Source organism: Mesorhizobium sp. LjNodule214 (assembly GCF_964252735.1).
Classification (GTDB): Bacteria; Pseudomonadota; Alphaproteobacteria; order Rhizobiales; family Rhizobiaceae; genus Mesorhizobium.
On sequence record NZ_CAXUPE020000001.1, the window covers coordinates 560,326 to 586,438 of the forward strand.

A 26,113-nucleotide genomic window follows, 5' to 3' on the forward strand; every position below is an offset into this window, starting at 1 on the left:
TTAAGACGCAGGCCATGAAACGCGTCATCGCCATCGCTGACCGAGCGGCCATTGTGTCGCTCAAGCTGCTTGTTGCGCTCAACGTCTTGTTTTTCCTGTCTTTCCTGATCGTCGCGCTGCTTGCCGCCGGCAGGGCGCATGCGCAGACGCCAGCCTGCAGCGGCGCCGACATGCTGTCGGCCTTGCAGAAGGACAACCCGGACAGCTACCGCAAGATCGAGACGGAGGCGGCCGCGACCCCGAACGGCAAGGGCTTGTTGTGGAAACTGGAAAAGGCCGGCGAGAAGCCATCCTTCCTGTTCGGCACCATGCATATGACTGACCCGCGCGTCACCACGGTGCCGCCCGCCGCGCAAACGGCCTATGACGCCGCCGACACCATCATCATCGAGACCACGGAAGTGCTCGACAAGCAGAAGATGATGGCGGCCATGCTCAAAGAGCCGGACCTGATGATGTTCACCGACCACACGACGCTGTCGTCGCTGCTGTCGCCGGACGACGCCGCGGCGGTGAACAAGGCGCTCGACGCGCGCGGCATCCCGCCGGGCAGCGTCGCCAAGATGAAGCCGTGGCTGCTGTCGGCCATGGTGGCGCTCCCGGTCTGCGAGGTCGCCCGCCAGGCCGGCGGCACACCGGTGCTCGACGTCAAGCTCGCGCAGGATGCCATGGCTTCAGGCAAGGCCGTCGAAGGTCTGGAAACGGTCGCCGACCAGTTGCGCGCCATGGCTTCGCTGCCGCTCGCCTTTCACATGAAAGGGCTGGTCGACACCCTGAAGCTCGGCGACAAGATAAACGACGTCAACGAAACCATGATCGTGCTCTACCAGCGCGGCGACACCGGCATGTTCTGGCCGCTGTTCCGCGCGATCCTTCCAGGCGATGGCGATGACGCGGCCGGCTACGCGGCCTTCGATCAGACCATGATCACCAGCCGCAACCAGGTAATGGCTGAGCATGCCGGACCGATCCTCGCCCGCGGCAACGCCTTCATGGCGGTCGGCGCCATGCACCTTCCGGGCGCGCAAGGCCTGGTCGAGGATTTCCGCAAGGCCGGCTACACCGTCACCGCCGTCAACTGACCTGCACGGTCGGGTTGTACGCCGAATCACACGCGGGCTGGTGCTTGTCGAGATTCGCCCTGATTCGCGGTCCGGTCACGCATCGGTCCTGTTTACAGCGAAAAAGGCCAAAGCGGTTGGCTTCCGCTCGCTCGCGGCCAAATTTGCGGGGGAAACACATGCCAACCAGCGAATCCGGGTTAAAATTGCCCTGCTTTCGGCATTTTCAAGGCGTAGTATGAAACCCGTTCAACGGTTGCGCGTTGATGGGTGTTGATTGATACTTTTCATCCACGGAGGACACTTTTATGGCGAACCCCAACGACCCCTTCACCTCTCCTGGCCCGGCGCCCAAATCGGGCGGCGGCGGTAGCGGCTGGCTGATTGCCCTGGTTGTCATTATCCTGGCCATTGTCGCCTACTACGTTTTCGGAAGAAGCGGCGAACACCCCACGGCGCCCGCCGAACCGCCGGCCGCCAGCACACCGGCGCCTGCTCCCGCACCGGAGCCGATGAAGCCCGCCGAACCTGCTCCGGCACCTGCGCCTGCGCCAGAACCCGCGCCGGCTCCCGCCCCGGCCCCGGCGCCTGCGCCAGAACCCGCACCGGCTCCTGCGCCAGCCCCGGCGCCCGCACCGGCCAACTGATCAGGCTGCTGAGTTCAACGACGAACGGCCCGCCGAAAGGCGGGCCGTTTTGTTTGGGGCGATGAAATCGAAACGGCCACCGTCAAGCGGCTATGCTGGGCGATTGGCCACAAGCTGCCACACCCTTCGTCGGAAGCGTTCGGCCCGTCGGCTCTAGATGTGGATCGGCTTGAAGAACGTGGCCAGCGCCGCTTCCTTCACCGCTTCCGACATCGTCGGATGGGCATGGCAGGTGCGGGCGAGGTCTTCCGACGAGCCGCCGAACTCCATCAGCACCGCCGCCTCGTGGATCATCTCGCCGGCGCCGAAGCCGACGATGTGGACGCCCAGCACGCGGTCGCTTGCCTTGTCGGCCAGGATCTTGACGAAGCCGTCGGTGTGCAGCATGGCGCGCGCCCGGCCGTTGGCGGTGAACGGGAATTTACCGGCCTTGTAGTCAATGCCCGCCTTCTTCAATTCCTCCTCGGTCTTGCCGACCGAAGCGATTTCCGGGCTGGTGTAGACGACACTTGGGATCACGTCGTAGTTCACATGGCCGGCCTGGCCGGCAATGGTCTCGGCAACCGCCACGCCCTCGTCCTCGGCCTTGTGGGCGAGCATCGGCCCGGCGATGACATCGCCGATGGCGTAGATCCCCGGCACGTTAGTCCTCAGATGGCCGTCGGTCTTGACCCGCCCGCGCTCGTCGACCTCGACGCCGGCTTCCTTCAGCCCGAGACTGTCGGAATAGGCCCGGCGCCCGGTCGAGATCAGCACCGTATCGGCCTCGATCGTCTCGGCCGCACCACCCTTGACCGGCTCGAAGGTGACGGTCGCACCTTTCTTCGCCTTGGCGACGCCGGTGACCTTGGCGCCGAGCTTGAACTCGAAACCTTGCTTGGAAAGCATGCGCTGGAACTGCTTGGATACCTCGCCGTCCATGCCGCCCAAAATGGTGTCGAGGAACTCGACGACGGTGACTTTGGCACCAAGCCTGGCCCAGACCGAGCCGAGCTCCAGCCCGATGACGCCGCCGCCGACCACCACCAGATGGCTGGGCACTTTGGCCAGCGACAGGGCGCCGGTAGATGAGATGATCACCTTCTCGTCGATATCGACCTTGACGCCGGGAATGCCGGCGACGTCGGAACCGGTGGCGATGACGATGTTCTTCGTCTCGATCTCCTCGACCTTGCCGTCCTCGCCAGTCACCGACACCTTTCCCGCCGCGACCACCTTGCCGGTGCCGCGAAAGCTGTCGATCTTGTTCTTCTTGAACAGGAAGGCGACGCCGTTGACGTTGGCCGCCACCGTGGCGTCCTTGTGCGCCATCATCTTCTTCAGATTGAGCTTCGGCGTCACCTCGACGCCAAGCGTATCGAAGGAATGGCCGGCCTCGGCAAACATCTCGGAAGCATGGAGCAACGCCTTGGACGGGATGCAGCCAATGTTGAGGCAGGTGCCGCCGAAGGTCGCGTTCTTCTCGACCACAGCCGTCTTCAGCCCGAGCTGCGCCGCCTTGATGGCGCAGACATAGCCGCCCGGGCCCGATCCGATGATAACGACGTCATAAGCCATGATGATGTCCTTCTTGGTCTGGCCCTCAGCGGCCGCCGCTTACATTCAGGATCGCGCCCGTCGAATAGGACGCCGCGTCCGACAACAGATAGAGGATTGCGCGCGCGACTTCATCCGATGTGCCCGCCCTTTTCATCGGCAGCGTGTCCTGGATGCGCGCCACCCGGTCGGGCTGGCCGCCGGAGGCATGGATTTCGGTGTCGATGATGCCCGGGCGCACCGCATTGACGCGGATGCCCTCCGTCGCCACTTCGCGGGCAAGCCCGAGGGTGAAAGTATCGATCGCGCCCTTGGACGCGGCGTAGTCGACATACTCACCCGGCGAGCCATGCGCCGAGGCGGCCGACGAGACGTTGACGATGGCGCCACCCTTGCCGCCGTGACGGGTCGACATGCGCCTGACAGCCTCGCGCGCGCAGAGGAAGGAGCCGACGACATTGATGCGCATCATGCGCTCAAGCCGCGCGCCGCTCATCTCGTCGAGGCGCGCCTTGGCGTCGACGATGCCGGCATTGTTGACCAAGGCATCGAGCCGCCCCCAGGCACGGTCGACCGCCTCGAACATGCCGACGACATCGGCCTCGTTGCCGACATCGCCTCTCACCGCGATCGCTTCGCCGCCGCCAGCCTCGATCTCGGCGACCAGCGTCCCGGCGGCGCCTTCATTGGAGGCGTAGTTGACCGCAACGCGGTAGCCGGCTTCGGCGCCGAGCCGGCACACCGCCGCACCGATGCCGCGGCTGCCGCCGGTGACCAGAAGAACCTTTTGCGCCGTGCTCATTCCTGGCAGCCCTTAAGCAGAAACGCATCCCACGGCACCTTGGAAAAGCCATCGGCACCATAGGCCGCCGACATCTGCAGGGACGGCCCGAGGTCGGGAAAAATCAGCGTCTTCGGCGCGTCCACGCCTTCGGCTGGCAACAAAGCGATATTGCCCTTGTCATCGGCACTGTAGACGACGCCTTCCCAGACCGTGCAGGCGGCAAGCTCGTCGCCGGTGACATCGCCCGTCGGGCATTTGTACATCAGCGAACCATGCGGCCGCGCCACGCCGTCCGTCCACATGACGATGCCGTCCAGCACGACGCCCTTGTCGAGCACCATCTTGAAGCTGTTGGTGACGGTGGCCGAGTCCATGGTCGGCCTGAAATCGATCCCGGCCTCGCTTTCGGCATCGCCATAGACGGCAAGGGCGAGCGGGCAGGCGGCATGGGCATTTGCAGCGACCAAGGCCATACCGGCCGCAAGCGATGCGACCGGTAATCCCCTGGGCAGACGAAAGGAACGGGTCGTCATCCGGTGGCGCGATCCTTTCTCCGGGCTCGCCTTGAACCCGTTCTAGAGGTCGAGCACCAGCCGTTCCGGATCTTCCAGGCTTTCCTTGACGCGGACGAGGAAGGTCACCGCTTCCTTGCCGTCGACGATGCGGTGATCGTAGGAGAGCGCCAGGTACATCATCGGCCGGATGACGATCTGGCCGCCGACCACCACCGGCCGGTCCTGGATCTTGTGCATGCCGAGAATGCCCGATTGCGGCGCGTTCAGGATCGGCGTCGACATCAGCGACCCGTAAACGCCGCCATTGGAGATGGTGAAGGTGCCGCCCTGCATATCCGCCACCGAGAGCTTGCCGTCGCGCGCCGCCAGACCCAGCCGGCCGATCTCCTTCTCGATCTCGGCGATCGACATCTGGTCGGCGTTGCGCACGACCGGCACGACGAGGCCTTTTGCCGTGCCGACGGCGACGCCGACATGGGCGAAGTTCTTGTAGATGATGTCGGTGCCATCGATCTCGGCGTTGACCGCCGGGATTTCCTTCAGCGCATGCGTCACCGCCTTGGTGAAGAAGCCCATGAAGCCGAGCTTCACGCCGTGCTTCTTCTCGAACACATCCTTGTATTTGGTCCGCAGCGCCATCACCGCGCTCATGTCGACCTCGTTGAAGGTGGTCAGCATGGCGGCGGTCGACTGCGCTTCCTTCAGCCGGCGCGCGATGGTCTGGCGCAGCTTGGTCATGCGCACGCGCTCCTCGCGCGAGGCGTCGTCGGCCGATGACGGCGCCCGCACGGCGACTGGTGCCGCCTTCGGCGTCTCGGCCGGCTGCGACGGCGCGCCCCTGGCGATGGCGTCGAGCACGTCGCCCTTCAGCACCTGGCCGCGCTTGCCTGAACCCGCGATCTGGTCGACCGCAAGATTGGCCTCGGCGATCAGCTTTGCCGCGGCCGGCGCTGGCGGCATCGAGCGCTGTTCGATCGCGCCGGCGTCGCCGGCGATCTTGGCGCTCTCGGCCGCGGCCTGCTTGACGGTGGACGCCGCCTCGGGGCTCGACGCCTGTGACACGGCTTGCGGCTTGGTGGCGGGAGCGGCAGCGCCGGCCCCGGCCGAAATCGTCCCCAGAAGCGCGCCGACCCCAACGGTCTCGCCTTCCTTGGCGGTGATCTCCGAAAGCGTGCCCGCGCTCGCGGCCGGCACCTCCACCGTCACCTTGTCGGTCTCGAGCTCGACCAGCGGCTCGTCGGCGGCGATCGCGTCGCCGACCTTCTTGAACCATTTGCCGATGGTCGCCTCGGTGACGGATTCGCCGAGTGTGGGGACGCGGATTTCGGTAGCCATTGTGCCTGTCCGTTCTCTTGAATGGGTTCTATTCGCCGAGCGCGTCGTCGAGCAAGGCGGCGAGCTGGCTGAGATGCTTCGACATCAGTCCGGTCGCCGGCGAGGCGGAAGCCGGCCGGCCGGTGTAGCGCACCCGCTGATGCTTGGCGTCGATATGCGCCAGCACCCATTCGAGATACGGGTCGATGAACGACCAGGCGCCCATGTTCTTCGGCTCCTCCTGGCACCAGACCATCTCCGCGCTGCGGAAGCGCGACAGTTCGGTGATCAGCGCCTTGGCCGGGAACGGATAGAGCTGTTCGACGCGCAGCAGGTAGATGTCGTTGATGCCGCGCTTCTCGCGCTCCTCGTAGAGGTCGTAATAGACCTTGCCCGAGCACAGCACGACACGGCGGATCTTGGAATCCTTGACCAGCTTGATCGCCTGGCCGGAGAGCAGCTGGGCATCGTCCCACAGCAGCCGGTGGAAGGAGCTTTCGCCTGAAATCTCCGGCAGCGTCGACACCGCCCGCTTGTGGCGCAGCAGCGACTTCGGCGTCATCAGGATCAGCGGCTTGCGGAAGTCGCGCTTCAATTGCCGGCGCAGGATGTGGAAGTAGTTAGCCGGCGTGGTGACGTTGGCCACCTGCATGTTGTCTTCGGCGCAAAGCTGCAGGAAGCGCTCGAGTCGGGCCGAGGAGTGTTCGGGACCCTGGCCCTCATAGCCATGCGGCAACAGGCAGACGAGGCCCGACATTCTGAGCCACTTGCGCTCGCCCGACGAGATGAACTGGTCGAACACCACTTGCGCGCCGTTGGCGAAGTCGCCGAACTGTGCTTCCCACAAGGTCAGTGCCTTCGGCTCGGCCAGGCTGTAGCCATACTCGAAGCCGAGCACCGCTTCTTCCGACAGCATCGAGTTGATGACCTCGTAGCCGGCCTGCGCCGCCGAAATATTGTTGAGCGGGATGTAGCGGGTTTCGTCGCGCTGGTCGTAGAGCACGGAATGGCGCTGCGAGAAGGTGCCGCGCTCGGAATCCTGGCCCGACAGCCGGATCGGATTCCCGTCGAGCAGGATGGCGCCGAAGGCCAGCGCCTCGGCGGTCGACCAGTCGATGCCTTCGCCGGACTCGATCGCCTGGCGGCGGTTCTCGAGGAAGCGCAGGATCGTCTTGTGCGCCTCGAAATCCTTCGGCACTTCGGTCAGCTTCTTGCCGAGTTCCTTCAGCGTCTTGACCGGCACGGCGGTCTTGCCGCGCCGCTGTTCGTCCTGGTTGTCGGCTGTGCGCAGGCCCGACCAGGCGCCGTCCAGCCAGTCGGCCTTGTTCGGCTTGTAGCTCTGGCCGACCTCCCATTCCGATTCGAGATGCGCCCGCCAGTCGGCCTTCATCTTGTCATACTCGGCCTGGGTGATGTGGCCTTCGGCGATCAGGCGGTCGGCATAGATCTGCACGGTCGTCTTGTGGTTGCGGATGCTGCGATACATGATCGGCTGGGTGAAGGCCGGCTCGTCGCCCTCATTGTGGCCGAAGCGGCGATAGCAGAACATGTCCACCACGACCGGCTTGTGGAACTTCATGCGGAATTCGGTCGCCACCTTGGCGCCATGGACCACGGCTTCCGGGTCGTCGCCATTGACGTGGAAGATCGGCGCCTCGATCATCTTGGCCACATCCGACGGATAGGGCGACGAGCGCGAGAAACGCGGGTTGGTGGTGAAGCCGATCTGGTTGTTGATGATGAAATGCAGCGTGCCGGCGACGCGGTGACCGCGCAGGCCCGACAGGCCGAGGATCTCGGCAATCACGCCCTGGCCGGCGAAGGCGGCGTCGCCGTGCAGCAGCAGCGGCATCACCTTGGCGCGTTCCGACAGCGGCACGATCTCGCCGCGCTCGCGCCCGGCGAACTGGTCCTGCTTGGCGCGCGCCTTGCCCATCACCACCGGATCGACGATTTCCAGATGCGAGGGATTGGCGGTCAGCGACAGATGCACCTTGTTGCCGTCGAACTCGCGGTCCGAAGAAGCGCCGAGATGGTACTTGACGTCGCCCGAACCCTCGACCTCGTCGGGAGCCGCCGAGCCACCCTTGAATTCGTGGAAGATGGCGCGGTGCGGCTTGGCCATCACCTGGGAGAGCACGTTGAGCCGGCCGCGATGCGCCATGCCGAGCACGACCTCCTTGAGGCCGAGCTGGCCGCCGCGCTTGAGGATCTGCTCCAGCGCCGGGATCAGCGACTCGCCACCGTCGAGGCCGAAACGCTTGGTACCCTTGTACTTGACGTCGATGAACTGCTCGAAGCCTTCCGCCTCGATCAGCTTTTGCAGGATCGCCTTCTTGCCGGGAGCAGTGAAGGTGATCTCCTTGTCGGCGCCCTCGATGCGCGCCTGGATCCAGGCCTTCTCCTCGGGATCGGAAATGTGCATGAACTCGACGCCGAGCGTCGAGCAGTAGGTGCGCGTCAGGATTTCCAGCATCTGCCGGATGGTGCCGAACTCGAGGCCCAGCACATTGTCGAGGAAGATCGGCCGGTCGTAGTCGGCGGCGGTGAAGCCGTAATTCTCCGGCGACAGCTCGTTGTAGTCCTCGAGCGGCTTGGCGATGCCGAGCGGGTCGAGATTGGCGTGCAGATGGCCGCGCATGCGGTAGGCGCGGATCATCATGATGGCGCGCACGGAATCGCGCGTTGCCTGATGCACGTCGGCGTCGGAAAGGACGATGCCGTTGGTGACAGCTCTGTCCTTGACCTTCTTTTCCAGGTGCTTTTCGACGATGCCCCAATTGCCGTCGAGCGCCGACACCAGCTCGCCATTGGCCTGCAGCGGCCAGGACGGCCTGGCCCATGAGGCGCCCTTGGCGTTCTTGCGGACATCGGCGGCGTCGTCCTGCAGCGCCGCGAAGAAGTCCTGCCATTCGGGGTTGACCGATTCCGGATCGTCCTCATAAGCGGCATACAACGCGTCGATGTAATCGGCGTTGCCGCCATAGAGGAATGAGGTAAGCGAGAATTGGTCGTTGGTTTGATCTTGTCGTGCCATTTTGCCTATTAGCGGAGTGCTACTCCGTTCTCCCTATCCCTAATGCGCTACCACACGGCTAAGCCGCCACATGCCAAAAGGGTTCGTATACAGATTGTGTTCCCCGTCTGGCTGCTGCGTCTCCACACTCAAACGATATCGCGGTGCGCCTGTTTCCAGTCCAAACGTCTGACCGGCCAAAAGCTTGGGGCTTTCGTAAAGTTGATACATGTTGAAGCCGCGAAGCAGCTTGACGGCAGACTGAAACTCGTCGCCTGAAACGATAGAATCCCAAAGTCCCAGATTACGCATGCCGCAGCTGTAGGTCGTCGTGCCATCCGAGACAGAATCCAGAACCACCAGTCCATAGATCTCAACAAAATCACCGCTTGTCCGTTCAAGCCATTGATCCGCTGAGAATGCCTTGCCGGCCGTTTCGACCTTCACGCCAAGACCGCCGGCCTTGATCAGATGGGCTGCCGCTTTTGCGATGGAAATCGATGTTTCCTTCGTTTGTGGGGATGTTGAAAGCAGGTAGACGACGCTCCTATGCCAGGCGATTTTGTCAATGACATCCTTACCGAGCTCGTTGACGACCCCAGCGCTAGCGAAGGCTCTCGTCATGTCCTCGTCGCGGTCGCAGAAATCAAACTCGAACGCAGCTTTGCTCGGTCCATGCATCACGATCATCCCCGCAGCCACATATTCGGCTGAAGGCATCGACGCCTCTGCAACAGCGCGCACGAAGGCCGACCTGCCCTCCCAAGGGCCGGGTATGCATAGGATGATGCGCTTCTCATCTTCCATGTCCTGCTCATCGGCATTCGAAAGCTCGACTGCTCACGTTCTTATCCCTTGATCGCCTCGACCAGCGTCGTGCCCAGCCGTGCCGGCGACGGCGAAACCTTGATGCCTGCCGATTCCATTGCCGCGATCTTGTCCTCGGCACCGCCCTTGCCGCCGGAGATGACCGCGCCCGCATGGCCCATGGTGCGGCCGGCCGGTGCCGTGCGCCCGGCGATGAAGCCGGCCATCGGCTTCCTGCGGCCATGCTTGGCTTCGTCCTTGAGGAACTGCGCGGCGTCTTCCTCGGCCGAGCCGCCGATCTCGCCGATCATGATGATCGACTTGGTCTCGTCGTCGGCGAGGAACATCTCCAGCATGTCGATGAACTCGGTGCCTTTCACGGGATCGCCGCCGATACCGACGGCGGTGGTCTGGCCGAGGCCGACATTGGTGGTCTGGAACACCGCCTCATAGGTAAGCGTTCCCGAGCGCGAAACAACGCCGACCGAGCCCTTGCGGAAGATGTTGCCGGGCATGATGCCGATCTTGCATTCGTCGGGGGTCAGCACGCCCGGGCAGTTCGGGCCGATCAGCCGCGACGTGGAACGGTCGAGCCTGGCCTTGACCTTGACCATGTCCATCACCGGTATGCCTTCGGTGATGCAGACGATCAGCGGGATCTCCGCCTCGATCGCTTCGATGATCGCTTCGGCCGCACCCGCCGGCGGCACATAGACGACCGAGGCGTTGGCGCCGGTCTTTTCCTTGCCTTCGGCGACGCTGGCGAAGATCGGCAGGCTTTCGCCCGTCGCGCCGGTCCAGGTCTCGCCGCCCTTCTTGGGGTGGATACCACCGACCATCTTGGTGCCGTGATAGGCCAAAGCCTGCTCGGTATGGAACGTGCCGGTCTTGCCGGTCAGGCCTTGCACGAGCACCTTGGTGTTCTTGTCGACGAGAATGGACATTGGAGCCCTTTTTTAAAAACCGTTGATCGAGGAACGCTGCGCGGTCATGGTCAGAGCCGCTTGAGATCGGCGACGGTGAAGTCGCTCTTGGCATTGCCGGTGTTTAAAGTCGTCGCCGGCTCGAACATCAGCACCACCGGCTCATCGGTGAGCGAGCGCGGCCGGTGCTCGACGCCGCGCGGCACGACGATGAAGTCGCCTTCGCCGAGTTCGACCGGCCCGTCGCGGAAATCGATCGCGATGCGACCGCGCAGCACGAGGAAGGCCTCGTCCTCATTGTCATGCGCATGCCAGTCGAAGACCTCGCCGAACTTGGCAACCTTCGCCTGGCTGTCATTCACGTCGCCGGCGATGTGCGGATCGAAGACCTTGGTGATCGTCCGGTCCGCCGCCTCGACGAGGTTTATCTTGCGCGGAGGCACAGGCTCAGCCCTTCACCGCCGCAACGATCTTCTTGGCAGCATCATCGAGGTCGTCGGCGGAGACGACGTTGAGGCCGCTGTCGTTGATGATCTTCTTGCCGAGCTCGGCATTGGTGCCTTCGAGCCGCACCACCAGCGGCACCTTCAGCCCGACTTCCTTGACCGCGGCGATCACGCCCTCGGCAATGACGTCGCACTTCATGATGCCGCCGAAGATGTTGATCAAAATGCCTTCGACTGCCGGGTCCCGGGTGATGATCTTGAACGCCGCCGTCACCTTCTCCTTCGATGCGCCGCCGCCGACGTCGAGGAAGTTGGCGGGCTCGGCGCCATAGAGCTTGATGATGTCCATCGTCGCCATGGCAAGGCCGGCGCCGTTGACCATGCAGCCGATATTGCCGTCGAGCGCGACATAGGCAAGGTCGTATTTCGACGCCTCGATCTCCTTCTCGTCCTCTTCGGTGGTGTCGCGCAATTCCATCACGTCGGGGTGGCGGAACAGCGCGTTGTTGTCGAACGACACTTTCGCGTCGAGCACGCGCAGCCGGCCGTTCTTCATGACGATCAGCGGGTTGACCTCGAGCAGGCTCATGTCCTTCTCGACGAAGGCCTTGTAGAGCAGCGGGAACAGCGTGCCGCCGTCCTCGGCCGCGTCGCCGTCGAGCTTCAGCGCGCTGTTGAGCGTCTTCACGTCATCTGCCGTCACGCCCTTTTCCGGATCGACGGCGACGGTGATGATCTTTTCCGGCGTGTCATGGGCGACCGCTTCGATATCCATGCCGCCCTCGGTCGAGACGACGAAGGCGATGCGGCCGACCGAACGGTCGACCAGGATCGACAGATAGAGTTCGCGCTCGATGTCGGCGCCGTCCTCGATATAAAGGCGGTTGACCTGCTTGCCGGCCGGGCCGGTCTGCTTGGTGACCAGAGTGTGGCCGAGCATCTCGTTGGCGTTGGCGACCACATCGGCCACTGACTTCGCCAGGCGCACACCGCCCTTGGCGTCGGGCGACAGCTCCTTGAACTTGCCCTTGCCGCGGCCGCCGGCATGGATCTGGCTCTTCACCACATAGAGCGGGCCGGGCAGCGCCTTGGCGGCGGCTTCCGCCTCGCTCGCCTTGAACACCGGCACGCCCTCGGCAACCGGCGCGCCGAAAAACTTCAGCAGCGCCTTGCCCTGATATTCATGGATGTTCATGGCTCAATATCTCCAGATCGATTTGCTGGGGGATCACTTCGAGGCGAGGTGCGGGGCGATCTTGACGCAGGCTTCAGTGAGGCCCTGCACAGCTGCCACCGAGCTGTCGAACATCTTCTGCTCGCTCTTCGAGAGGTCGATCTCGATGATGCGCTCGACACCACCGGCGCCGATCACCACGGGAACGCCGACATAGGTGTTCTTGACGCCATATTGGCCCGAGAGGTGCGCCGCACACGGCAGCACGCGCTTCTTGTCCTTGAGGTAGGCCTCGGCCATCGAGATCGCCGAAGCGGCCGGCGCGTAATAGGCCGAGCCGGTCTTCAAGAGGCCGACGATCTCGGCGCCGCCATCGCGGGTGCGCTGCACGATCTGGTCGAGCTTGTCCTTCGAGGTCCAGCCCATCTTGACGAGATCGGGCAGCGGAATGCCGGCGACCGTCGAGTAGCGGATCATCGGCACCATGGAGTCACCATGGCCGCCGAGCACGAAGGCGGTGACGTCCTCGACCGAGACCTTGAACTCCTCGGCCAGGAAATAGCGGAAACGTGAACTGTCCAGCACGCCGGCCATGCCGACGACATGGGTCTTGGGCAGGCCGGAAAACTTCTGCAGCGCCCAGACCATGGCGTCGAGCGGGTTGGTGATGCAGATGACGAAGGCCTTCGGCGCGTATTTCTTCAGCCCGGCGCCGACCTGTTCCATGACCTTGAGGTTGATGCCGAGAAGGTCGTCGCGGCTCATGCCCGGCTTGCGCGGCACGCCGGCGGTGACGATGCAGACATCGGCGCCCTCGATCCCGGCATAGTCATTGACGCCGGTCAGCCTGGAGTCGAAGCCGTCGACCGGCGACGATTGCGCGATATCCAGCCCCTTGCCCTGCGGAATGCCCTCGGCGATATCGAATAGCACCACGTCGCCGAGATCCTTGAGGCCGATCATATGGGCGAGCGTGCCGCCGATCATGCCAGAGCCGATGAGCGCTATCTTGTTGCGTGCCATGTCAGGATGTTTTCCCTTGTCGGTGACGGCGCCAAACGGCGTCGAGGAAGAGGCCGGAATGCTGCGGGGAACCGCGGATTTTCGCCGCACCCAATAGCCCCGGCGGAGATGAAATTCAAACGATTATTTTGGGCGTAGGAATTTCAATCGGTTAGATGGTTTGGGACTTACGTAAACGTCAAAATTTGTGAGCCGACTTTGGGGAAGTTACACAATGACGATCGAAATCAGAAGGCTTGAAGCGGGCGATGACGCCCTTGTGATGCACGTCGCCGAGGACGTGTTCGACGAGCCGGTGCGGCCTGACCGGCTTGCCGCCTACCTCGCCTCGCCGGGACATTTCATGATCGTGGCATTGGCAGACGGCGTGGTGGTCGGCCAATGCGCCGCCGTCATCCACCGCCATCCCGACAAGGTGAGCGAACTCTACATCGACGAGGTCGGCGTGACGCCGGCCTTCCAGCGCCAAGGCATCGCCCGAAAAATGCTCGACGCCTTGTTCGCGATTGGACGTGAGCATGGCTGCGGGGAGGCTTGGGTCGGCACCGAGCCGGACAATGCTGCGGCGCGGGCACTCTATGAGTCGCGCACCGAGCGGTATGGGCCAGCAGAAGAGTTCGTCATGTATGTGTATGAGCTCTAGGTTTCACCTGACGGGTACTTGCTGCCGGCAATCATGGTATGATGCCGACAAGATAGCCATCAGCATACGAATGGAGGGGTGCTCATGGGAACGCGACAATCCATCGAGGCGAGGCCTGAACCAGTCAGCTTCGATACCGGCCGGACTGCGGTCATGGTCATCGACATGCAGAAGGATTTCGGCAGTCGCGGCGGCATGTTCGACCTTGCCGGCCTCGACGTTGCGCCGATCGGCCGTCTCGTCCAGCCCATCTCGCGCTTGCTCGAGGCGGCGCGCAATGCCGGACTGTTCATCATCTACACAAGGCAGGAGCACAATGCCGACCTCTCCGACGCCGGAAGCGAGGACGCCCCGCACCGGATCAAGCACAAGCGCATGAATGTCGGGCGCACCGTTGCGGCCCCGGACGGCAGCGAAAGCCGGGTCCTGGTGCGCGGCACCTGGAATACGGCGATCGTTCCGGACCTCTCGCCCCACCCTGGAGACGCCGTGATTTCGAAGCATCGCTTCAGCGCTTTCTTCGAAACCTCGCTCGACTCTGTTCTGCGCGCCAGAGGCATCGACACGCTGATCTTCACCGGGGCGACGACAAGCATATGCGTCGAATCGACGGTCCGCGACGCGACATTCCGCGATTATCGCTGCATCGTGCTCAGGGATTGCACGACGGAGCTGATTGGCGCAAACGCCCCGCGCAGCAACCACGAGGCATCGCTGCTCGCCATCGAGGTTCTTTTCGGCTGGACGGCCGAGTCTGATGCCGTGATCGGCGCCTTGGCCGAGCAACGCGCAGCGGCCGAATGAAGGATCGGCCCGCCGGCCTAAACGCCGAGTTGCGGTGAGCGAAGCCTTCTACGCCTGCGCCTGCTGCGCCTCCAGCGGCGTCGCCTGCTGCCGCCCCGCCCAATCCTCCAGCCAGTCGCGGCTCTGCATCTCGATCAATCGCGAGGCCGTGCGCTCGAATTCGAACACCTCGTTGCCGCGCTTGGCCGTATAGAGCCCGGGCGGCAAGGCTTCGGCGCTGACCACCAGCCGCACATGATGGTCGTAGAGCGTGTCGATCAGCAAGATGAAGCGCTTGGCCTCGTTGCGCTTGCCTTCGCCGAGCACCGGCACATGGTCGATGAAGAGGGTCGAGAAGCGGCCGGCGATCGCCAGATAGTCACGCGCGCCGAGCGGCTTTTCGCAAAGATCGGCGAAGGAGAAGCGCGCCGCTTCGCCGGCGGCGCGGGGTACCGCCACCTGCCGTCCCTTCACGGTCAGCGCCGTCTCTGCCGTCGGCCGGCCATGCGTCATCGCTTCCCAGGTCTGGTCGAGCATCTGGTCGGCGCCGGCATCGTCCGGCGTGACATAGACCGGCATGCGGCTGAGCTTTTCGAGCCGGTAGTCCTTGTCGGCGTCGAGAGCAAGCACCTCGGCATGCCGCCCCAATATGCCGACAAAGGGCAGGAAAAGCTGGCGGTTCAGCCCGTCGCGGTAGAGATCGTCGGGTGCGACATTGGAGGTGGCGACCAGCACCACGCCATTGGCAAACAGCGCCGAAAACAGACGGGAGAGGATCATCGCATCGGCGATGTCGGTGACGGAGAACTCGTCGAAGCACAGCACCCAGGCCTGCTCGGCCAGCGCGCGCGCCACCGGCGGGATCGGATCGTCCTCCTTGACGTCGCCATTCTTGCGCGCCTGCCGGTGCTTCTGGATACGGTCCTGCACATCGGCCATGAAGTCGTTGAAATGCACGCGGCGCTTGCGCCGGACCGGCAGCAGCTCGAAGAACATGTCCATCAGCATGGTCTTGCCGCGGCCGACGCCGCCATGGATGTAGAGGCCCTTGACCGTCGCGGGCGGCTGCTTGCGGGCAAACAGCCAGCCCAGCGCGCTCGACTTCTGCGCCAGCCGCTTGACCGAGATCTCGTCGATCAGACGGTCGAGTGCCGCGGCGATGCGCTCCTGCGTCGGATCGCGCTCGATGGCGCCGGTCTCGACCAGATGGTCGTAGCGCTGCCTGACGGTCGCATGAGTCTGGAGGCCGTCACGCAGATGCATCGGTCACGTCGTTCTCGAGCAGTTCCAGGAAAGCTGTAGCGGTTTTCCGTCCGGAATTGCGTAAAAACAAATAAGGGGCGGATCGGCCTATCTTGTAAGCGAAATCGGCAGGCCGGTGGAAGTCTGGCCGTCGAATTTCTCGCCGCCCGAGGAATAGAGGCGCGCCAACGTGCCGCCATTCTCGTCGTAAAGCGTCAGCTGCTTGCCGGCGACGTTCCAAGACTTGATGCCGTCGATCGGCGCCGGGCAGTGCAGCGGGCCGGCGCGGTAGCCGGCGCCGAATTTGGTCTGTGGCGTCGCCACCTTGCAGCTCTGGCCCGACACGCTGGCGTTCCAGACGCCGGCGACGCTGGCCGCGGTCAGATCCGGTGCGCCGGCAGGCGCCGTGCCGTCCGGCGGCAGCGAGGCGACCTGGCTGTTCGCCGGCGCCGTCGGGAACTGCGACGGGTCGGTGGTGCCGGGCGCGGCCGGCGGCGGCAGCTGGTTTCCCGTAACCGTTCCGGATGGCGCCGGCGTCAGCGGCGCGGGCTGCTGGTCGTCCATCGAGGAGAACCGCGAGGTCGAACAGCCGCTTGCAACAAGCGCGGCAAGCGATACGGCCACCAGAGCAGTCTTCGAAAAAATCATTCCAACCTCCGTCGGATACGGCTGGGGGAACGCCGTCCGCGCAATCTCTCCCTCACCAAGATGGAGAAGGTGGCAGAATTTCAACCCGATATGGTTAAAATAGGGTTTTCGGCGCGATTGTTGCAATTTTATCGCAACAGCCGTGTGACCGCTCAGGCGCCTGTTGCCGTCTGGCCGGCGAATGCGCGGCGTTTTGGGCGTGAAAGCTAGAGCTATTTGTTTTTTTGCGCAATTCCGGACGGAAGACCGCTACGCACTTTTCCTGGAATTGCTCTACGCGGGGAGCCGCGCGCTCGGCACGAAGACGTAGCCGTCCGGGCCGACGACATGGCATTCGCGCAAGCCGTGCGGCTTGTCGATCGCGCCGGCGAGCACGATGTGCCCGAGGTCGCGCGCTTTGGCTTCAACCGCATCCGGATCGGCGCCGTAGAGGCGAAGCTCGATGCCCGCACCGCGCGTTTCGGCGCCCGCGATGACGCCGGTCATCGGGTTGTCGAGGTAGCTGTGGTCGGCATGCAGCATGAACACCGACCCCAGGAGTTCGATCGCCGCGAAATCCTCATCGGCATAGATGATATCAGCGCCGAGCACGTCGCGACAAAAAGCTTCCATGGCCGGCATGTCGGTGACCAGAAGATTGACGCCGATGCCCCGCGCCAGCGAGCGGCCGAAATCCTCGGCCTTCATCCACGGTGTTTTGGTCCGTTTCTTCGCCATGGTGGTCCCCTGCCTTGCCGGTTCCCACGATTCTAGCCGATGCAGATCGCCTACCCTTGGCATTCGCCGGCCAAATGCTTGCGCCAGACAGCCAAGGCCCTATCTCAGAAGAAAGGGACGCAGCGGGAGCGGAAGAAAAAATGGCTGCGAGAAAAAGAGCCGCCAACCGCTACTATGGCGGCCCGCCCAGCGATCATTTCGACGGCACCTTGTTCTTCAATCCCGACGGCCAGCCGCCGGGCCGCTTTGCCGACCTGCTGAAATGGCAATTGAGCGGCGAGCGCTCGAAATGGCCGGCGGCCAGTCCGAGCCCGTTTCATCAGGCAAGGCCGGACGAACGAATCGACGGATCAGGGCTGCGGCTGACCATGGTCGGCCATTCCTCGCTGCTGGTCCAGACGGCCGGTCTCAACATCCTGACCGATCCGGTCTGGTCGCCGCGCGTCTCGCCGCTCTCCTTTGCCGGGCCAAAACGGGTCAACGCGCCCGGCATCGCCTTTTCGCAGCTGCCGCCGATCGACCTCGTTCTGGTCAGCCACAACCATTACGACCATCTCGATCTCGCCACGCTGAAGCGATTGAAGGCCAAGCATGACCCGCAGGTGCTGACGCCGCTCGGCAACGACGCCATCATCGACGATGTGGTGCCCGGCATGCAGCTCACAGCGCATGACTGGGGCGACAGGGTCGAGATCGGCGACGATGTCGCGGTCCATGTCGAGCCGGTGCATCACTGGTCGGCGCGCGGCGCGCGTGATCGGCGCATGGCGCTGTGGGCGGGTTTCGTCGTCGAAACCCCGGCCGGAAAGGTCTACTTCGCCGGCGACACCGGTTTCCATGGCGGCACCAATTACCGGCTGATGGCCAAAAAACATGGCGGCTTCCGCCTCGCCATCCTGCCGATCGGCGCCTATGAGCCGCGCTGGTTCATGGCGCCGCAACACCAGAACCCGGAAGAGGCGGTGCAAGGCATGAAGCTGTGCAACGCCGCCCATGCCGCCGGCTGTCACTGGGGCACGTTCCAGCTCACCAACGAGCCGATCGACGAGCCGACCCGGAAACTGGCCGAAGCGCTGGACACGGAGGGGGTGCCGCAGGAGCGCTTTCGCGCCTTGCGGCCGGGCGAGGTCTGGGACGTGCCGGAGATTGGCTGAGGAACCCAACCTTTGAAAACGCGTTGGTTCCACAACGCAATTCGGCTGGGAGGCTTTCCATCATCAAGTGGATCATCATTCTTCTGATTGTCGCCGCCGCCGCCAGCCTGCTCGGCATGCCGGCGCTGGCGGGTGCCGCCGCCACCGGCGCGCGCATCCTCATCGGCATCGTCCTCATCATCTTCCTGCTGCTCGTGCTGGGCGTTTTCGCGGTGACATAGGTCCGGCGTCTTCGCCGTGGCCAGCCGGCGTCTTCGCCGTCGCCAGCCCGGCGTCTTCGCCGTGGCCCAGCTCAGCATCTTCGCGTAGCTGAGCCCGTCGTCTTGAAGCGTGGCACACTGGTAATTCCTGCCCGTTTCCGCCATATAGCGCCAAACGGACATGGAACCATCGGAGCAATGGCAGGCACGGCCCCCTTCGCCAAGATGAACGGCATCGGCAACGAGATCATCGTTGCCGACATGCGCAGCCGTGCCGATCGGGTGACGCCGGCTGCCGCCATCGCCCTGAATGCCGATGCCGCGACCAAGTTCGACCAGATCATGGCGATCCATGACGCGAGGACGCCGGGCACCGCCTTCTTCATCGATATATTGAATTCCGACGGTTCCGGCGCGCAGGCCTGCGGCAATGGCATGCGCTGCGTCGTCCAGGCGCTGGCAGCCGAGACCGGCCAGAGGATATTCACCTTCGAGACCGTCGCCGGCATCCTCAATGCCAGGGAGCACGCCGACGGCACGATCTCGGTCGACATGGGCACGCCGCGCTTCGGCTGGCAGGATATTCCGCTGGCCGAGGAATTCCGCGATACCCGCATGATCGAATTGCAGATCGGCCCGATCGACGCGCCGGTGCTGCATTCGCCCTCGGTCGTCTCGATGGGCAATCCGCACGCCATCTTCTGGGTCGACAGCGATGTCTGGTCCTATGAGCTCGACCGCTTCGGTCCGCTGCTCGAAAACCATCCGATCTTTCCCGAGCGCGCCAACATCACCATCGCGCAAGTGACCTCGCCGGATACCATGGTCATCCGCACCTGGGAGCGCGGCGCCGGCCTGACCAAGGCCTGCGGCTCGGCGGCTTGTGCCGCGGTGGTCGCAGCCGCCCGCACCAGGCGCACGGGACGCAGCGTGTCGCTGATGACCCCGGGTGGCGGCTCGCTGCATGTCGAATGGCGCGACGACGACCACGTCATCCTGACTGGTGCCGCCGAATGGGAATTTTCCGGCAGCTTCGACCCGTCGACCGGCGCCTGGGCCCGCGACACCGAAAGCGCGGCCTGATGCCCGCTCTTCAAAAAGGTGTCGACGTCGTCACCTTCGGCTGCCGGCTGAACACCTATGAATCCGAGGTGATGCGCCGCGAGGCCGAAAGCGCCGGCCTCGGCGAGCTGCAAGGCGGCGCGATCATCTTCAACACCTGCGCCGTCACCGGCGAGGCGGTGCGCCAGGCCAAGCAGTCGATCAGAAAGGCCCGCCGCGAGAACCCGACCGCCCGTATCATCGTCACCGGCTGCGCCGCGCAGACTGAGCCGGAAAATTTCGTCGCCATGGGCGAGGTCGATCTCGTTCTCGGCAATGAAGAGAAATTGAAGGCGCACTCCTATCGCGCGCTGCCGGATTTCGGCGTCAACGACACCGAGAAAGCGCGCGTCAACGACATCTTCTCGGTGCGCGAGACGGCCGGCCACATGGTCGACGCCATCGAGGGCCGGGCGCGCGCCTTCGTCCAGGTGCAGAACGGCTGCGACCACCGCTGCACCTTCTGCATCATCCCCTACGGCCGCGGCAATTCGCGTTCGGTGCCGATGGGCGCCGTGGTCGAGCAGGTCAAGCGGCTGGTCGGCAACGGCTATGCCGAGATCGTGCTGACCGGCGTCGATATGACCAGTTTTGGCGCCGACCTGCCGGGCGCACCGAAGTTGGGCAAGCTGGTGAAGACCATCCTGAAGCAGGTGCCCGACGTGAAGCGCCTGCGGCTGTCCTCCATCGATTCGATCGAGGCCGATGACGAATTGCTCGACGCCATTGCCACCGAGCCGCGGCTGATGCCGCATCTTCATCTGTCGCTGCAGTCGGGCGACGACATGATCCTGAAGCGCATGAAGCGCCGGCATCTGCGCGATCAGTCGATCCGCTTTTGCGAGGATGTGCGCAAGCTGCGCCACGGCATCGTCTTCGGCGCCGACATCATCGCCGGCTTCCCGACCGAGACCGAGGCGATGTTCGAGAACTCGGAAAAGATCGTCGAGGAATGCGGCCTGACGCATCTCCATGTCTTCCCGTTCAGCCCACGCGAAGGCACGCCCGCCGCGCGCATGCCGCAGGTCCGCCGCGAGGTGGTCAAGCAGCGCGCCGCCCGGCTGCGCGCCGCCGGCGAGGCCGCCTACCGCCGCCACCTCTCCTCGCTCGCCGGCACACGTCAGTCGATCCTGGTCGAGCGCGATGGGCTCGGCCGCACCGAAGGGTTCACGCTTGCCGCGATCGCTGCAGGCGCGCCGGGCGAGATCATCGAGGCCGAGATCACCGGCCATGACGGTGCCCGCCTGATCGCCGCGCCCGCTACCGCCCGCGCCGCCTGAGAAACGCAAAGCATGGCTGGTTTTTTCAAGAAGATATTTTCGTTCGGCAAGAAGGAAGTGGTCGAGGAGCGGATCGACGAGACCGCACCGCTGCCGCCGATCAAATGGGACGCGCTGGACGCACTGAAGCCGGCGGCCGAGCAGGCGTTGCCGGAGTTTTTGAAGCGCGACGAGGCGCAGCCTGCGGCAGAGGTCGCGCCGCAGGCTGAACCGACGCCGCCTCCCGCTGTTGTGCCAGAAGCGCCGCCGGCGCCGCAACCGGTCCCCGAGGAACCAAAGCCCGAGCCGACCCCGACCATTCCATCAACGCCGGAGCCGGTTGTCCCGTCCGAGCCGGAACCTCTGCCGGAACCCGAGCCTGTCGAGGAGCCGGAGCCCGAGAATCCTGCCGAGCCGCCAGCGCCTCAGGAAGTTCCGACGCCACCCGTCGTTCCGGAGCCTGCCCCAGAACCGCAGCCTCAGGAAATCCCGCCACCCGCGCCGGCCGAGCCGGAGATCACGCCGCCGCCGGAGACACAACCGGAACCCGCACCGGTCGAAGTGCCGACGCCTCCTGTGGAGGTTCCGGCCGAAACGCCGGCGCCTGAAATTCCTCCGGCCGAAGTCTTGCCGCCCATTCGCCAGCCGGCACCCGTCGAGCCACAGCCGGTGCGTGCCGAAATTGCGCCGGAGATCGAAGCCGCGCCAACGCCCCACCCTCCCCTCGATGGGGAGGTAAAGTCCGCGCCCATCCCACAACCAGCCGGGCCAAAGCCCGCTCCTGGCAAGGTAACCGTCACCAAGAAGGTCGAGCAGAAGGCCGAGCCGCAGAAAGTGCCGGAGCCGGCGCCGAGGCGCTCATGGTTCCAGCGCATGAAGGACGGGCTTGCCCGTTCGTCCCGCGAACTCTCAGGCAACATCGCCGGCGTCTTCACCAAGCGCAAGCTGGACGACGACACGCTGCAGGATCTGGAGGACGTGCTGATCCGCGCCGACCTTGGCCTGGAGACGGCCTTGCGCGTCACTGACGCACTGGCCTCCAGCCGCTACGGCAAGGATGTCTCCGACACCGAAGTGCGCACGGTGATGGCGGCCGAGGTGGAGAAGGTGCTGACCCATGTCGCCATGCCGCTGGAACTCGACCTCTCCCATAAGCCGCATGTTATCCTGGTCGTCGGCGTCAACGGCACCGGCAAGACCACGACCATTGGCAAGCTGGCGGCCAAGCTGACCGATGGCGGCCTGTCGGTGATGCTAGCCGCCGGCGACACTTTCCGCGCTGCGGCGATCGAGCAGCTCAAGATCTGGGGCGAGCGGACGAAGTCGCCGGTGATCGCCTCCAAACTCGGCGCCGACGCCGCCGGCCTCGCCTACGACGCCTTCGAGAAGGCCAAGGAGGCCGGCTCCGACGTGCTGATCATCGACACCGCCGGACGGCTGCAGAACAAGACCGAGCTGATGGCGGAACTTGAAAAGATCGTCCGCGTGCTGGGCAAGCTCGATCCGGAGGCGCCGCACACCGTGCTGCAGACGGTCGACGCCACCACCGGCCAGAACGCGCTCAACCAGGTCGAGATCTTCCGCAATGTCGCCGGCGTCAACGGCCTGGTCATGACCAAGCTGGACGGCACGGCGCGTGGCGGTATTCTGGTGGCGATCGCGGCAAAGCACAAACTGCCGGTCTATTTCATCGGCGTCGGCGAACAGGTCGACGACCTCGAACCTTTCTCGGCAAGCGAATTCGCGAGGGCGATCGCTGGAGTGGCCTAACAAGCGTGATCTCGAAAAGGCGCAAGCTTTTTGGATTGGATCACGCGCAAGAAGGAAGCCTATGAACCCGCCCATCCTCGAGCGCGACCCGTCGGATCCGCAGAAGCAAAAGAAAGAAGGCGTCAACCCGGTGCTCAAGCTGGCGCTCGAGCTCGGCCCGCTGCTGGTGTTCTTCTTCGCCAATGCGCGCAGCGGATGGCTGGTGCAGAAATTTCCCGTGCTGGCCGAATTCGGCGGCCCGATCTTCGTCGCCACCGGCCTGTTCATGGCCGCGACAGCGATCGCGCTGATCGCCTCCTGGCTGCTCACCCGCACTCTGCCGATCATGCCGATGGTGTCGGGCGTCGTCGTCTTCATTTTCGGCGCGCTGACGCTCTATCTGCAGGATGATGTCTTCATCAAGATGAAGCCGACCATCGTCAACACGCTGTTCGGCGGCGTGCTGCTCGGCGGCCTGTTCTTCGGCCGGTCGCTGCTCGGCTACGTCTTCGATTCCGCCTTCAGCCTCGATACCGAAGGCTGGAAAAAGCTCACCTTCCGCTGGGGGCTGTTCTTCCTGTTCCTGGCCCTCGTCAACGAAGTTGTGTGGCGGAATTTTTCGACCGATGCCTGGGTTACCTTCAAGGTCTGGGGCATCATGCCGATCACGCTTCTGTTCACCTTCAGCCAGATGCCGCTGATCCTGCGTCATTCGCTCGAGGACAAGACCGAAGAGAAGGCCGGCAAGTAGGGAGACGCGGCCATGGAGTTTGTCACCTCGCGCGACGAGCTGAGGACGATCTACAAGACGCCCCGGCCGACCGACGGTTCGATCCGCAAGGAACTCAGAGCGCTCGACGGCCACTGCCGCTCCTTCATAGGCAAGAGCCCTTTCGTGCTGATCGGTTCCTCCGACGGCGCCGGCAATGCCGATGTGACGCCGAAGGGCGACAGACCGGGCTTTGCGGCCGTGCTCGACGACAGGACCATCGCCATCCCCGACCGGCCCGGCAACAACCGGCTGGACACTGGAAAACATCATCCGCAATCCCTCGGTCGGCCTGCTCTTTCTCATCCCCGGCATGAACGAGACGCTGCGCGTCAATGGCGATGCCCGCATCACCGTCGATGCCGGCCTGCGCGAACGCCTCGCGATTGACGGCAAGGCGCCGCAAAGCGTCGTCGTGGTGACGGTCAAGGCCGCCTACATGCATTGCGCCAAGGCCTTCATGCGCTCCGATTTGTGGAAACCCGAGACCTGGTACGACCGCGCGACGCTGCCCACGCTCGGCCAGATCATGCGCGACCAGCTGGCGCTGGCCGACACCGCGGGTGATATCGACCGCGAGCTGGACGAGGATTACCGCAAGACGCTGTGGTAGCATTTCGGAACGACTCACCGTTCAGATCCCATCCCCTTGATCGAAATCCTCGCCATCTCCGGCAGCCTGCGCGCCGCCTCGACCAATTCGGCCCTCGTCGCGACGCTGGCCGCGAACGCGCCTGCGGATTGCAGCGTCACCGTCTATGATGGGCTTGGCCGGCTGCCGATCTTCAACCCGGACGATGAAGGCGAACGCACGCCACTGGAGGCATCAAGGCTGATCGACGCCGTCACCCGCGCCGATGGCGTCATCGTCTCCTGTCCCGAATATGCCCATGGCGTGCCGGGCGGGCTGAAGAACGGGCTCGATTGGCTGGTGTCGCGCGATGCCGCGGTCGGCAAGCCGGCCATGCTGGTGCATGCCTCGCCGCGCTCGCTGTTTGCCCGCGCGGCACTCGCCGAGATCATGCGCACGATGTCGTTCGCGCTCTATGAGGATACGGCACTCGAAATCGTCCTGATCGGCAAGAAGCCACCGGAGATGGACAGAATCCTGGCCGAGCCGGCGAGCCGGCTGGCCAAGCGCGAGGCGGTTTCGGCCTTCGCCGGCTTCATCCGCGCCCGCTGAACGACATGTGGTTCAAACGGTCTTGGCGCCGTTGACCATCAGCCGGACCATGTAGAGCGAGGTGGTGCCGGCGATGTAGAGGCAGTTGCGCTTGTTGCCGCCGAACACGCAATTGGCGGTGACTTCGGGCACCTTGACCTTGCCGATCAGCGTCCCGTCCGGATCGTAGCAATGGATGCCGTCGGCCGCACTCGTCCAGATGCGCCCGTCCTCGTCGAGCCGGAAGCCGTCGAACATGCCGGAGGTGCAGTCGGCGAACACCTTGTCGCCGGAAACCTTCTTGCCGCCCTTGCCGACATTGAACACGCGCATATGCGCAGGGTTCTTCGCGCCATGCGTACGGCCGGTGTCGACGACATAGAGCTTGCTCTCGTCGAGCGAGAAGGCCAGCCCGTTGGGCCTGACCATGTCGGTGATCACGGCTTCGATCTCGCCGCTGCCGGGATCGACCCGGTAGACATTGCAGGCGCCGATCTCGCTCTCGGCCTTGTCGCCCTCATAATCGGTGTCGATACCGTAGGTCGGATCGGTGAACCAGATCGAGCCGTCGGACTTCACCACTACATCATTGGGCGAGTTCAGCCGCTTGCCGCGCCATTTGTCGGCGATGGTCGTGATGGAGCCGTCATGTTCGGTGCGGCTGACGCGGCGGCCCGAATGCTCGCAGGTCACCAGCCGGCCCTGCCGGTCGACGGTGTTGCCGTTGGAATTGCCGGAGGGCTGGCGGAAGACGCTGACATTGCCGTCGGTCTCGTCGTAGCGCAGCATGCGGTTGTTGGGGATGTCGGACCAGACCACATAGCGGCCGGCGGCGAACCAGGCCGGCCCTTCCGCCCACTGGCAGCCAGTGAACAGCTTTTCCACCTGCGCGTTGGAGTTGAACAGCCGCGCGAAACGCGGATCGAGAATTTCATAATAGTCTGCGGCGGCCATGCTTTTCCTCCCGGCACTTGAGATCGGGCGCGATCAAGCCAGCCGGCGACCGATCTGGCAAGATCGATGATCGGTGCTTCACCGCATCTTGAGGTCTCGTAGCAAGGCCGGGGCTACGCCGCCTTGCGGGAATTGCGGGTAAGGGCCGGTTAACCGGCTATGCACTGGGCGCAATGGTGCATTGCAACATCTTCTTTTTGCAACGCACAATTACTATGTCATGCTTCGTATCGATCAAGGGAGGAACAATTCGCCGCCAGAACGCGGCACGAAAGGAACCTTGCTATGATCATCGACAGCCTCATGACTCGCGCTCGCCAGAGCATTGCCAAGCGCAAGCACTACAACCGCCTCGTCGCCGAAATCGACAGCTTCACCGCCCGCGATCTGGCCGACATGCGCGCCGACCGCTCGGAAATGCTCTACCAGATCCACAAGCAGATCTACGGCTAAACTTTTGGTCGAAAGACCCGGTCCGGCACTTTG

General features: G+C 64.1%; 25 protein-coding genes and 1 pseudogene. 12 read left to right on the forward strand and 14 right to left on the reverse strand.

Going from position 1 to position 26,113, the window contains the following annotated elements:
• Nucleotides 1-14: 14 nt before the first annotated feature.
• A complete protein-coding gene (locus ACSQ3Z_RS02735) occupies nucleotides 15-1,082 on the forward strand; it encodes a TraB/GumN family protein (RefSeq protein ID WP_436169848.1) in 1,068 nt (355 codons plus the stop codon).
• Nucleotides 1,083-1,861: 779 nt separating this feature from the next.
• Here ACSQ3Z_RS02735 and lpdA read toward each other — a convergent pair.
• From lpdA to mdh, 10 genes are read right to left on the reverse strand one after another with little or no spacing between them, the layout of a single operon-like run.
• Nucleotides 1,862-3,265 carry a dihydrolipoyl dehydrogenase gene (lpdA, locus tag ACSQ3Z_RS02740; RefSeq protein ID WP_436169849.1) on the reverse strand — a complete coding sequence of 468 codons (1,404 nt, stop codon included), beginning with the start codon at nucleotides 3,263-3,265 and terminating at the stop codon, nucleotides 1,862-1,864.
• A 25-nt stretch (nucleotides 3,266-3,290) separates the two neighbouring features.
• Nucleotides 3,291-4,046: an SDR family oxidoreductase gene (locus tag ACSQ3Z_RS02745; RefSeq protein WP_436169850.1), complete on the reverse strand. Its 756-nt coding sequence runs from the start codon at nucleotides 4,044-4,046 to the stop codon at nucleotides 3,291-3,293.
• Nucleotides 4,043-4,561, reverse strand: a complete 519-nt coding sequence (locus ACSQ3Z_RS02750) for a hypothetical protein (RefSeq protein ID WP_436169851.1) — start codon at nucleotides 4,559-4,561, stop codon at nucleotides 4,043-4,045. The genes ACSQ3Z_RS02745 and ACSQ3Z_RS02750 overlap by 4 nt, the downstream gene beginning before the upstream one ends.
• A gap of 42 nt (nucleotides 4,562-4,603) precedes the next feature.
• Nucleotides 4,604-5,878 (reverse strand): 2-oxoglutarate dehydrogenase complex dihydrolipoyllysine-residue succinyltransferase, encoded by a 1,275-nt coding sequence (gene odhB / locus ACSQ3Z_RS02755; protein ID WP_436169852.1) that lies wholly within the window; start codon nucleotides 5,876-5,878, stop codon nucleotides 4,604-4,606.
• 28 nt (nucleotides 5,879-5,906) lie between these two features.
• On the reverse strand, nucleotides 5,907-8,894 hold the full coding sequence (locus ACSQ3Z_RS02760; protein ID WP_436169853.1) for a 2-oxoglutarate dehydrogenase E1 component: 2,988 nt from the start codon (nucleotides 8,892-8,894) through the stop codon (nucleotides 5,907-5,909).
• Nucleotides 8,895-8,933: 39 nt separating this feature from the next.
• The gene (locus ACSQ3Z_RS02765) at nucleotides 8,934-9,680 is read right to left on the reverse strand and encodes a hypothetical protein (protein ID WP_436169854.1); all 747 of its coding nucleotides are present in this window, start codon (nucleotides 9,678-9,680) and stop codon (nucleotides 8,934-8,936) included.
• Between the two features lie 41 nt (nucleotides 9,681-9,721).
• On the reverse strand, nucleotides 9,722-10,624 hold the full coding sequence (sucD, locus tag ACSQ3Z_RS02770) for a succinate--CoA ligase subunit alpha (protein WP_436169855.1): 903 nt from the start codon (nucleotides 10,622-10,624) through the stop codon (nucleotides 9,722-9,724).
• Between the two features lie 50 nt (nucleotides 10,625-10,674).
• Nucleotides 10,675-11,046, reverse strand: coding sequence for a cupin domain-containing protein (locus ACSQ3Z_RS02775; protein WP_436169856.1), 372 nt, complete (start codon nucleotides 11,044-11,046; stop codon nucleotides 10,675-10,677).
• Between the two features lie 4 nt (nucleotides 11,047-11,050).
• On the reverse strand, nucleotides 11,051-12,244 hold the full coding sequence (gene sucC, locus ACSQ3Z_RS02780; protein ID WP_436169857.1) for an ADP-forming succinate--CoA ligase subunit beta: 1,194 nt from the start codon (nucleotides 12,242-12,244) through the stop codon (nucleotides 11,051-11,053).
• 33 nt (nucleotides 12,245-12,277) lie between these two features.
• Nucleotides 12,278-13,246 (reverse strand): malate dehydrogenase, encoded by a 969-nt coding sequence (mdh, locus tag ACSQ3Z_RS02785; RefSeq protein ID WP_436169858.1) that lies wholly within the window; start codon nucleotides 13,244-13,246, stop codon nucleotides 12,278-12,280.
• Between the two features lie 214 nt (nucleotides 13,247-13,460).
• Between mdh and ACSQ3Z_RS02790 the strand changes: the two genes are divergently transcribed.
• Nucleotides 13,461-13,889, forward strand: coding sequence for an N-acetyltransferase family protein (locus ACSQ3Z_RS02790; RefSeq protein ID WP_436169859.1), 429 nt, complete (start codon nucleotides 13,461-13,463; stop codon nucleotides 13,887-13,889).
• 84 nt (nucleotides 13,890-13,973) lie between these two features.
• Nucleotides 13,974-14,693 (forward strand): cysteine hydrolase family protein, encoded by a 720-nt coding sequence (locus tag ACSQ3Z_RS02795; RefSeq protein WP_436169860.1) that lies wholly within the window; start codon nucleotides 13,974-13,976, stop codon nucleotides 14,691-14,693.
• A gap of 48 nt (nucleotides 14,694-14,741) precedes the next feature.
• On the opposite strand, the gene zapE is transcribed toward ACSQ3Z_RS02795, so the two are convergent.
• From zapE to ACSQ3Z_RS02810, 3 genes are all read right to left on the reverse strand, one after another.
• The gene (gene zapE / locus ACSQ3Z_RS02800; RefSeq protein WP_436169861.1) at nucleotides 14,742-15,935 is read right to left on the reverse strand and encodes a cell division protein ZapE; all 1,194 of its coding nucleotides are present in this window, start codon (nucleotides 15,933-15,935) and stop codon (nucleotides 14,742-14,744) included.
• Nucleotides 15,936-16,022: 87 nt separating this feature from the next.
• Complete coding sequence (locus tag ACSQ3Z_RS02805; protein ID WP_436169862.1) at nucleotides 16,023-16,562, reverse strand: AprI/Inh family metalloprotease inhibitor; 540 nt, start codon at nucleotides 16,560-16,562, stop codon at nucleotides 16,023-16,025.
• Nucleotides 16,563-16,835: 273 nt separating this feature from the next.
• A complete protein-coding gene (locus tag ACSQ3Z_RS02810) occupies nucleotides 16,836-17,279 on the reverse strand; it encodes a VOC family protein (RefSeq protein ID WP_436169863.1) in 444 nt (147 codons plus the stop codon).
• A gap of 140 nt (nucleotides 17,280-17,419) precedes the next feature.
• On the opposite strand from ACSQ3Z_RS02810, the gene ACSQ3Z_RS02815 reads away from it, so the two are divergent.
• The 8 genes and pseudogenes from ACSQ3Z_RS02815 to ACSQ3Z_RS02850 all read left to right on the forward strand — a co-directional run bounded on the left by ACSQ3Z_RS02815 (nucleotide 17,420) and on the right by ACSQ3Z_RS02850 (nucleotide 24,694).
• Nucleotides 17,420-18,433 carry an MBL fold metallo-hydrolase gene (locus ACSQ3Z_RS02815; protein ID WP_436169864.1) on the forward strand — a complete coding sequence of 338 codons (1,014 nt, stop codon included), beginning with the start codon at nucleotides 17,420-17,422 and terminating at the stop codon, nucleotides 18,431-18,433.
• 59 nt (nucleotides 18,434-18,492) lie between these two features.
• Nucleotides 18,493-18,654 carry a DUF1328 family protein gene (locus ACSQ3Z_RS02820; RefSeq protein WP_120014473.1) on the forward strand — a complete coding sequence of 54 codons (162 nt, stop codon included), beginning with the start codon at nucleotides 18,493-18,495 and terminating at the stop codon, nucleotides 18,652-18,654.
• A 177-nt stretch (nucleotides 18,655-18,831) separates the two neighbouring features.
• Nucleotides 18,832-19,716 (forward strand): diaminopimelate epimerase, encoded by an 885-nt coding sequence (dapF, locus tag ACSQ3Z_RS02825; protein WP_436169865.1) that lies wholly within the window; start codon nucleotides 18,832-18,834, stop codon nucleotides 19,714-19,716.
• Nucleotides 19,716-21,014 carry a tRNA (N(6)-L-threonylcarbamoyladenosine(37)-C(2))-methylthiotransferase MtaB gene (mtaB, locus tag ACSQ3Z_RS02830; protein WP_436169866.1) on the forward strand — a complete coding sequence of 433 codons (1,299 nt, stop codon included), beginning with the start codon at nucleotides 19,716-19,718 and terminating at the stop codon, nucleotides 21,012-21,014. Before dapF ends, mtaB begins: the two co-directional genes overlap by 1 nt.
• Nucleotides 21,015-21,026: 12 nt before the next feature.
• Complete coding sequence (ftsY, locus tag ACSQ3Z_RS02835; protein WP_436169867.1) at nucleotides 21,027-22,763, forward strand: signal recognition particle-docking protein FtsY; 1,737 nt, start codon at nucleotides 21,027-21,029, stop codon at nucleotides 22,761-22,763.
• A 61-nt stretch (nucleotides 22,764-22,824) separates the two neighbouring features.
• A complete protein-coding gene (locus ACSQ3Z_RS02840) occupies nucleotides 22,825-23,493 on the forward strand; it encodes a septation protein A (protein ID WP_436169868.1) in 669 nt (222 codons plus the stop codon).
• Nucleotides 23,494-23,505: 12 nt separating this feature from the next.
• A pseudogene (locus ACSQ3Z_RS02845) lies at nucleotides 23,506-24,124 on the forward strand (pyridoxamine 5'-phosphate oxidase family protein).
• A 36-nt stretch (nucleotides 24,125-24,160) separates the two neighbouring features.
• Nucleotides 24,161-24,694: an NADPH-dependent FMN reductase gene (locus tag ACSQ3Z_RS02850; RefSeq protein ID WP_436169869.1), complete on the forward strand. Its 534-nt coding sequence runs from the start codon at nucleotides 24,161-24,163 to the stop codon at nucleotides 24,692-24,694.
• Nucleotides 24,695-24,706: 12 nt separating this feature from the next.
• On the opposite strand, the gene ACSQ3Z_RS02855 is transcribed toward ACSQ3Z_RS02850, so the two are convergent.
• A complete protein-coding gene (locus tag ACSQ3Z_RS02855; protein WP_436169870.1) occupies nucleotides 24,707-25,627 on the reverse strand; it encodes an SMP-30/gluconolactonase/LRE family protein in 921 nt (306 codons plus the stop codon).
• 285 nt (nucleotides 25,628-25,912) lie between these two features.
• Between ACSQ3Z_RS02855 and ACSQ3Z_RS02860 the strand changes: the two genes are divergently transcribed.
• Nucleotides 25,913-26,080: a hypothetical protein gene (locus tag ACSQ3Z_RS02860; RefSeq protein ID WP_006202677.1), complete on the forward strand. Its 168-nt coding sequence runs from the start codon at nucleotides 25,913-25,915 to the stop codon at nucleotides 26,078-26,080.
• The last annotated feature ends 33 nt before the right edge of the window (nucleotides 26,081-26,113 follow it).

What these genes read in the sequence shown, in the direction of transcription:
- dapF (WP_436169865.1), top strand. Translation starts at nt 18,832, where the DNA reads ATGGCAGGCACGGCCCCCTTCGCCAAGATGAACGGCATCGGCAACGAG.
- ACSQ3Z_RS02745 (WP_436169850.1), bottom strand. Translation starts at nt 4,046, where the DNA reads ATGAGCACGGCGCAAAAGGTTCTTCTGGTCACCGGCGGCAGCCGCGGC.
- ACSQ3Z_RS02735 (WP_436169848.1), top strand. Translation starts at nt 15, where the DNA reads ATGAAACGCGTCATCGCCATCGCTGACCGAGCGGCCATTGTGTCGCTC.
- ACSQ3Z_RS02840 (WP_436169868.1), top strand. Translation starts at nt 22,825, where the DNA reads ATGAACCCGCCCATCCTCGAGCGCGACCCGTCGGATCCGCAGAAGCAA.
- ACSQ3Z_RS02815 (WP_436169864.1), top strand. Translation starts at nt 17,420, where the DNA reads ATGGCTGCGAGAAAAAGAGCCGCCAACCGCTACTATGGCGGCCCGCCC.
- ftsY (WP_436169867.1), top strand. Translation starts at nt 21,027, where the DNA reads ATGGCTGGTTTTTTCAAGAAGATATTTTCGTTCGGCAAGAAGGAAGTG.
- ACSQ3Z_RS02805 (WP_436169862.1), bottom strand. Translation starts at nt 16,562, where the DNA reads ATGATTTTTTCGAAGACTGCTCTGGTGGCCGTATCGCTTGCCGCGCTT.
- ACSQ3Z_RS02765 (WP_436169854.1), bottom strand. Translation starts at nt 9,680, where the DNA reads ATGGAAGATGAGAAGCGCATCATCCTATGCATACCCGGCCCTTGGGAG.
- mdh (WP_436169858.1), bottom strand. Translation starts at nt 13,246, where the DNA reads ATGGCACGCAACAAGATAGCGCTCATCGGCTCTGGCATGATCGGCGGC.
- ACSQ3Z_RS02810 (WP_436169863.1), bottom strand. Translation starts at nt 17,279, where the DNA reads ATGGCGAAGAAACGGACCAAAACACCGTGGATGAAGGCCGAGGATTTC.
- mtaB (WP_436169866.1), top strand. Translation starts at nt 19,716, where the DNA reads ATGCCCGCTCTTCAAAAAGGTGTCGACGTCGTCACCTTCGGCTGCCGG.
- lpdA (WP_436169849.1), bottom strand. Translation starts at nt 3,265, where the DNA reads ATGGCTTATGACGTCGTTATCATCGGATCGGGCCCGGGCGGCTATGTC.
- ACSQ3Z_RS02760 (WP_436169853.1), bottom strand. Translation starts at nt 8,894, where the DNA reads ATGGCACGACAAGATCAAACCAACGACCAATTCTCGCTTACCTCATTC.
- ACSQ3Z_RS02790 (WP_436169859.1), top strand. Translation starts at nt 13,461, where the DNA reads ATGACGATCGAAATCAGAAGGCTTGAAGCGGGCGATGACGCCCTTGTG.
- ACSQ3Z_RS02855 (WP_436169870.1), bottom strand. Translation starts at nt 25,627, where the DNA reads ATGGCCGCCGCAGACTATTATGAAATTCTCGATCCGCGTTTCGCGCGG.
- ACSQ3Z_RS02795 (WP_436169860.1), top strand. Translation starts at nt 13,974, where the DNA reads ATGGGAACGCGACAATCCATCGAGGCGAGGCCTGAACCAGTCAGCTTC.
- sucD (WP_436169855.1), bottom strand. Translation starts at nt 10,624, where the DNA reads ATGTCCATTCTCGTCGACAAGAACACCAAGGTGCTCGTGCAAGGCCTG.
- ACSQ3Z_RS02750 (WP_436169851.1), bottom strand. Translation starts at nt 4,561, where the DNA reads ATGACGACCCGTTCCTTTCGTCTGCCCAGGGGATTACCGGTCGCATCG.
- ACSQ3Z_RS02860 (WP_006202677.1), top strand. Translation starts at nt 25,913, where the DNA reads ATGATCATCGACAGCCTCATGACTCGCGCTCGCCAGAGCATTGCCAAG.
- odhB (WP_436169852.1), bottom strand. Translation starts at nt 5,878, where the DNA reads ATGGCTACCGAAATCCGCGTCCCCACACTCGGCGAATCCGTCACCGAG.
- zapE (WP_436169861.1), bottom strand. Translation starts at nt 15,935, where the DNA reads ATGCATCTGCGTGACGGCCTCCAGACTCATGCGACCGTCAGGCAGCGC.
- sucC (WP_436169857.1), bottom strand. Translation starts at nt 12,244, where the DNA reads ATGAACATCCATGAATATCAGGGCAAGGCGCTGCTGAAGTTTTTCGGC.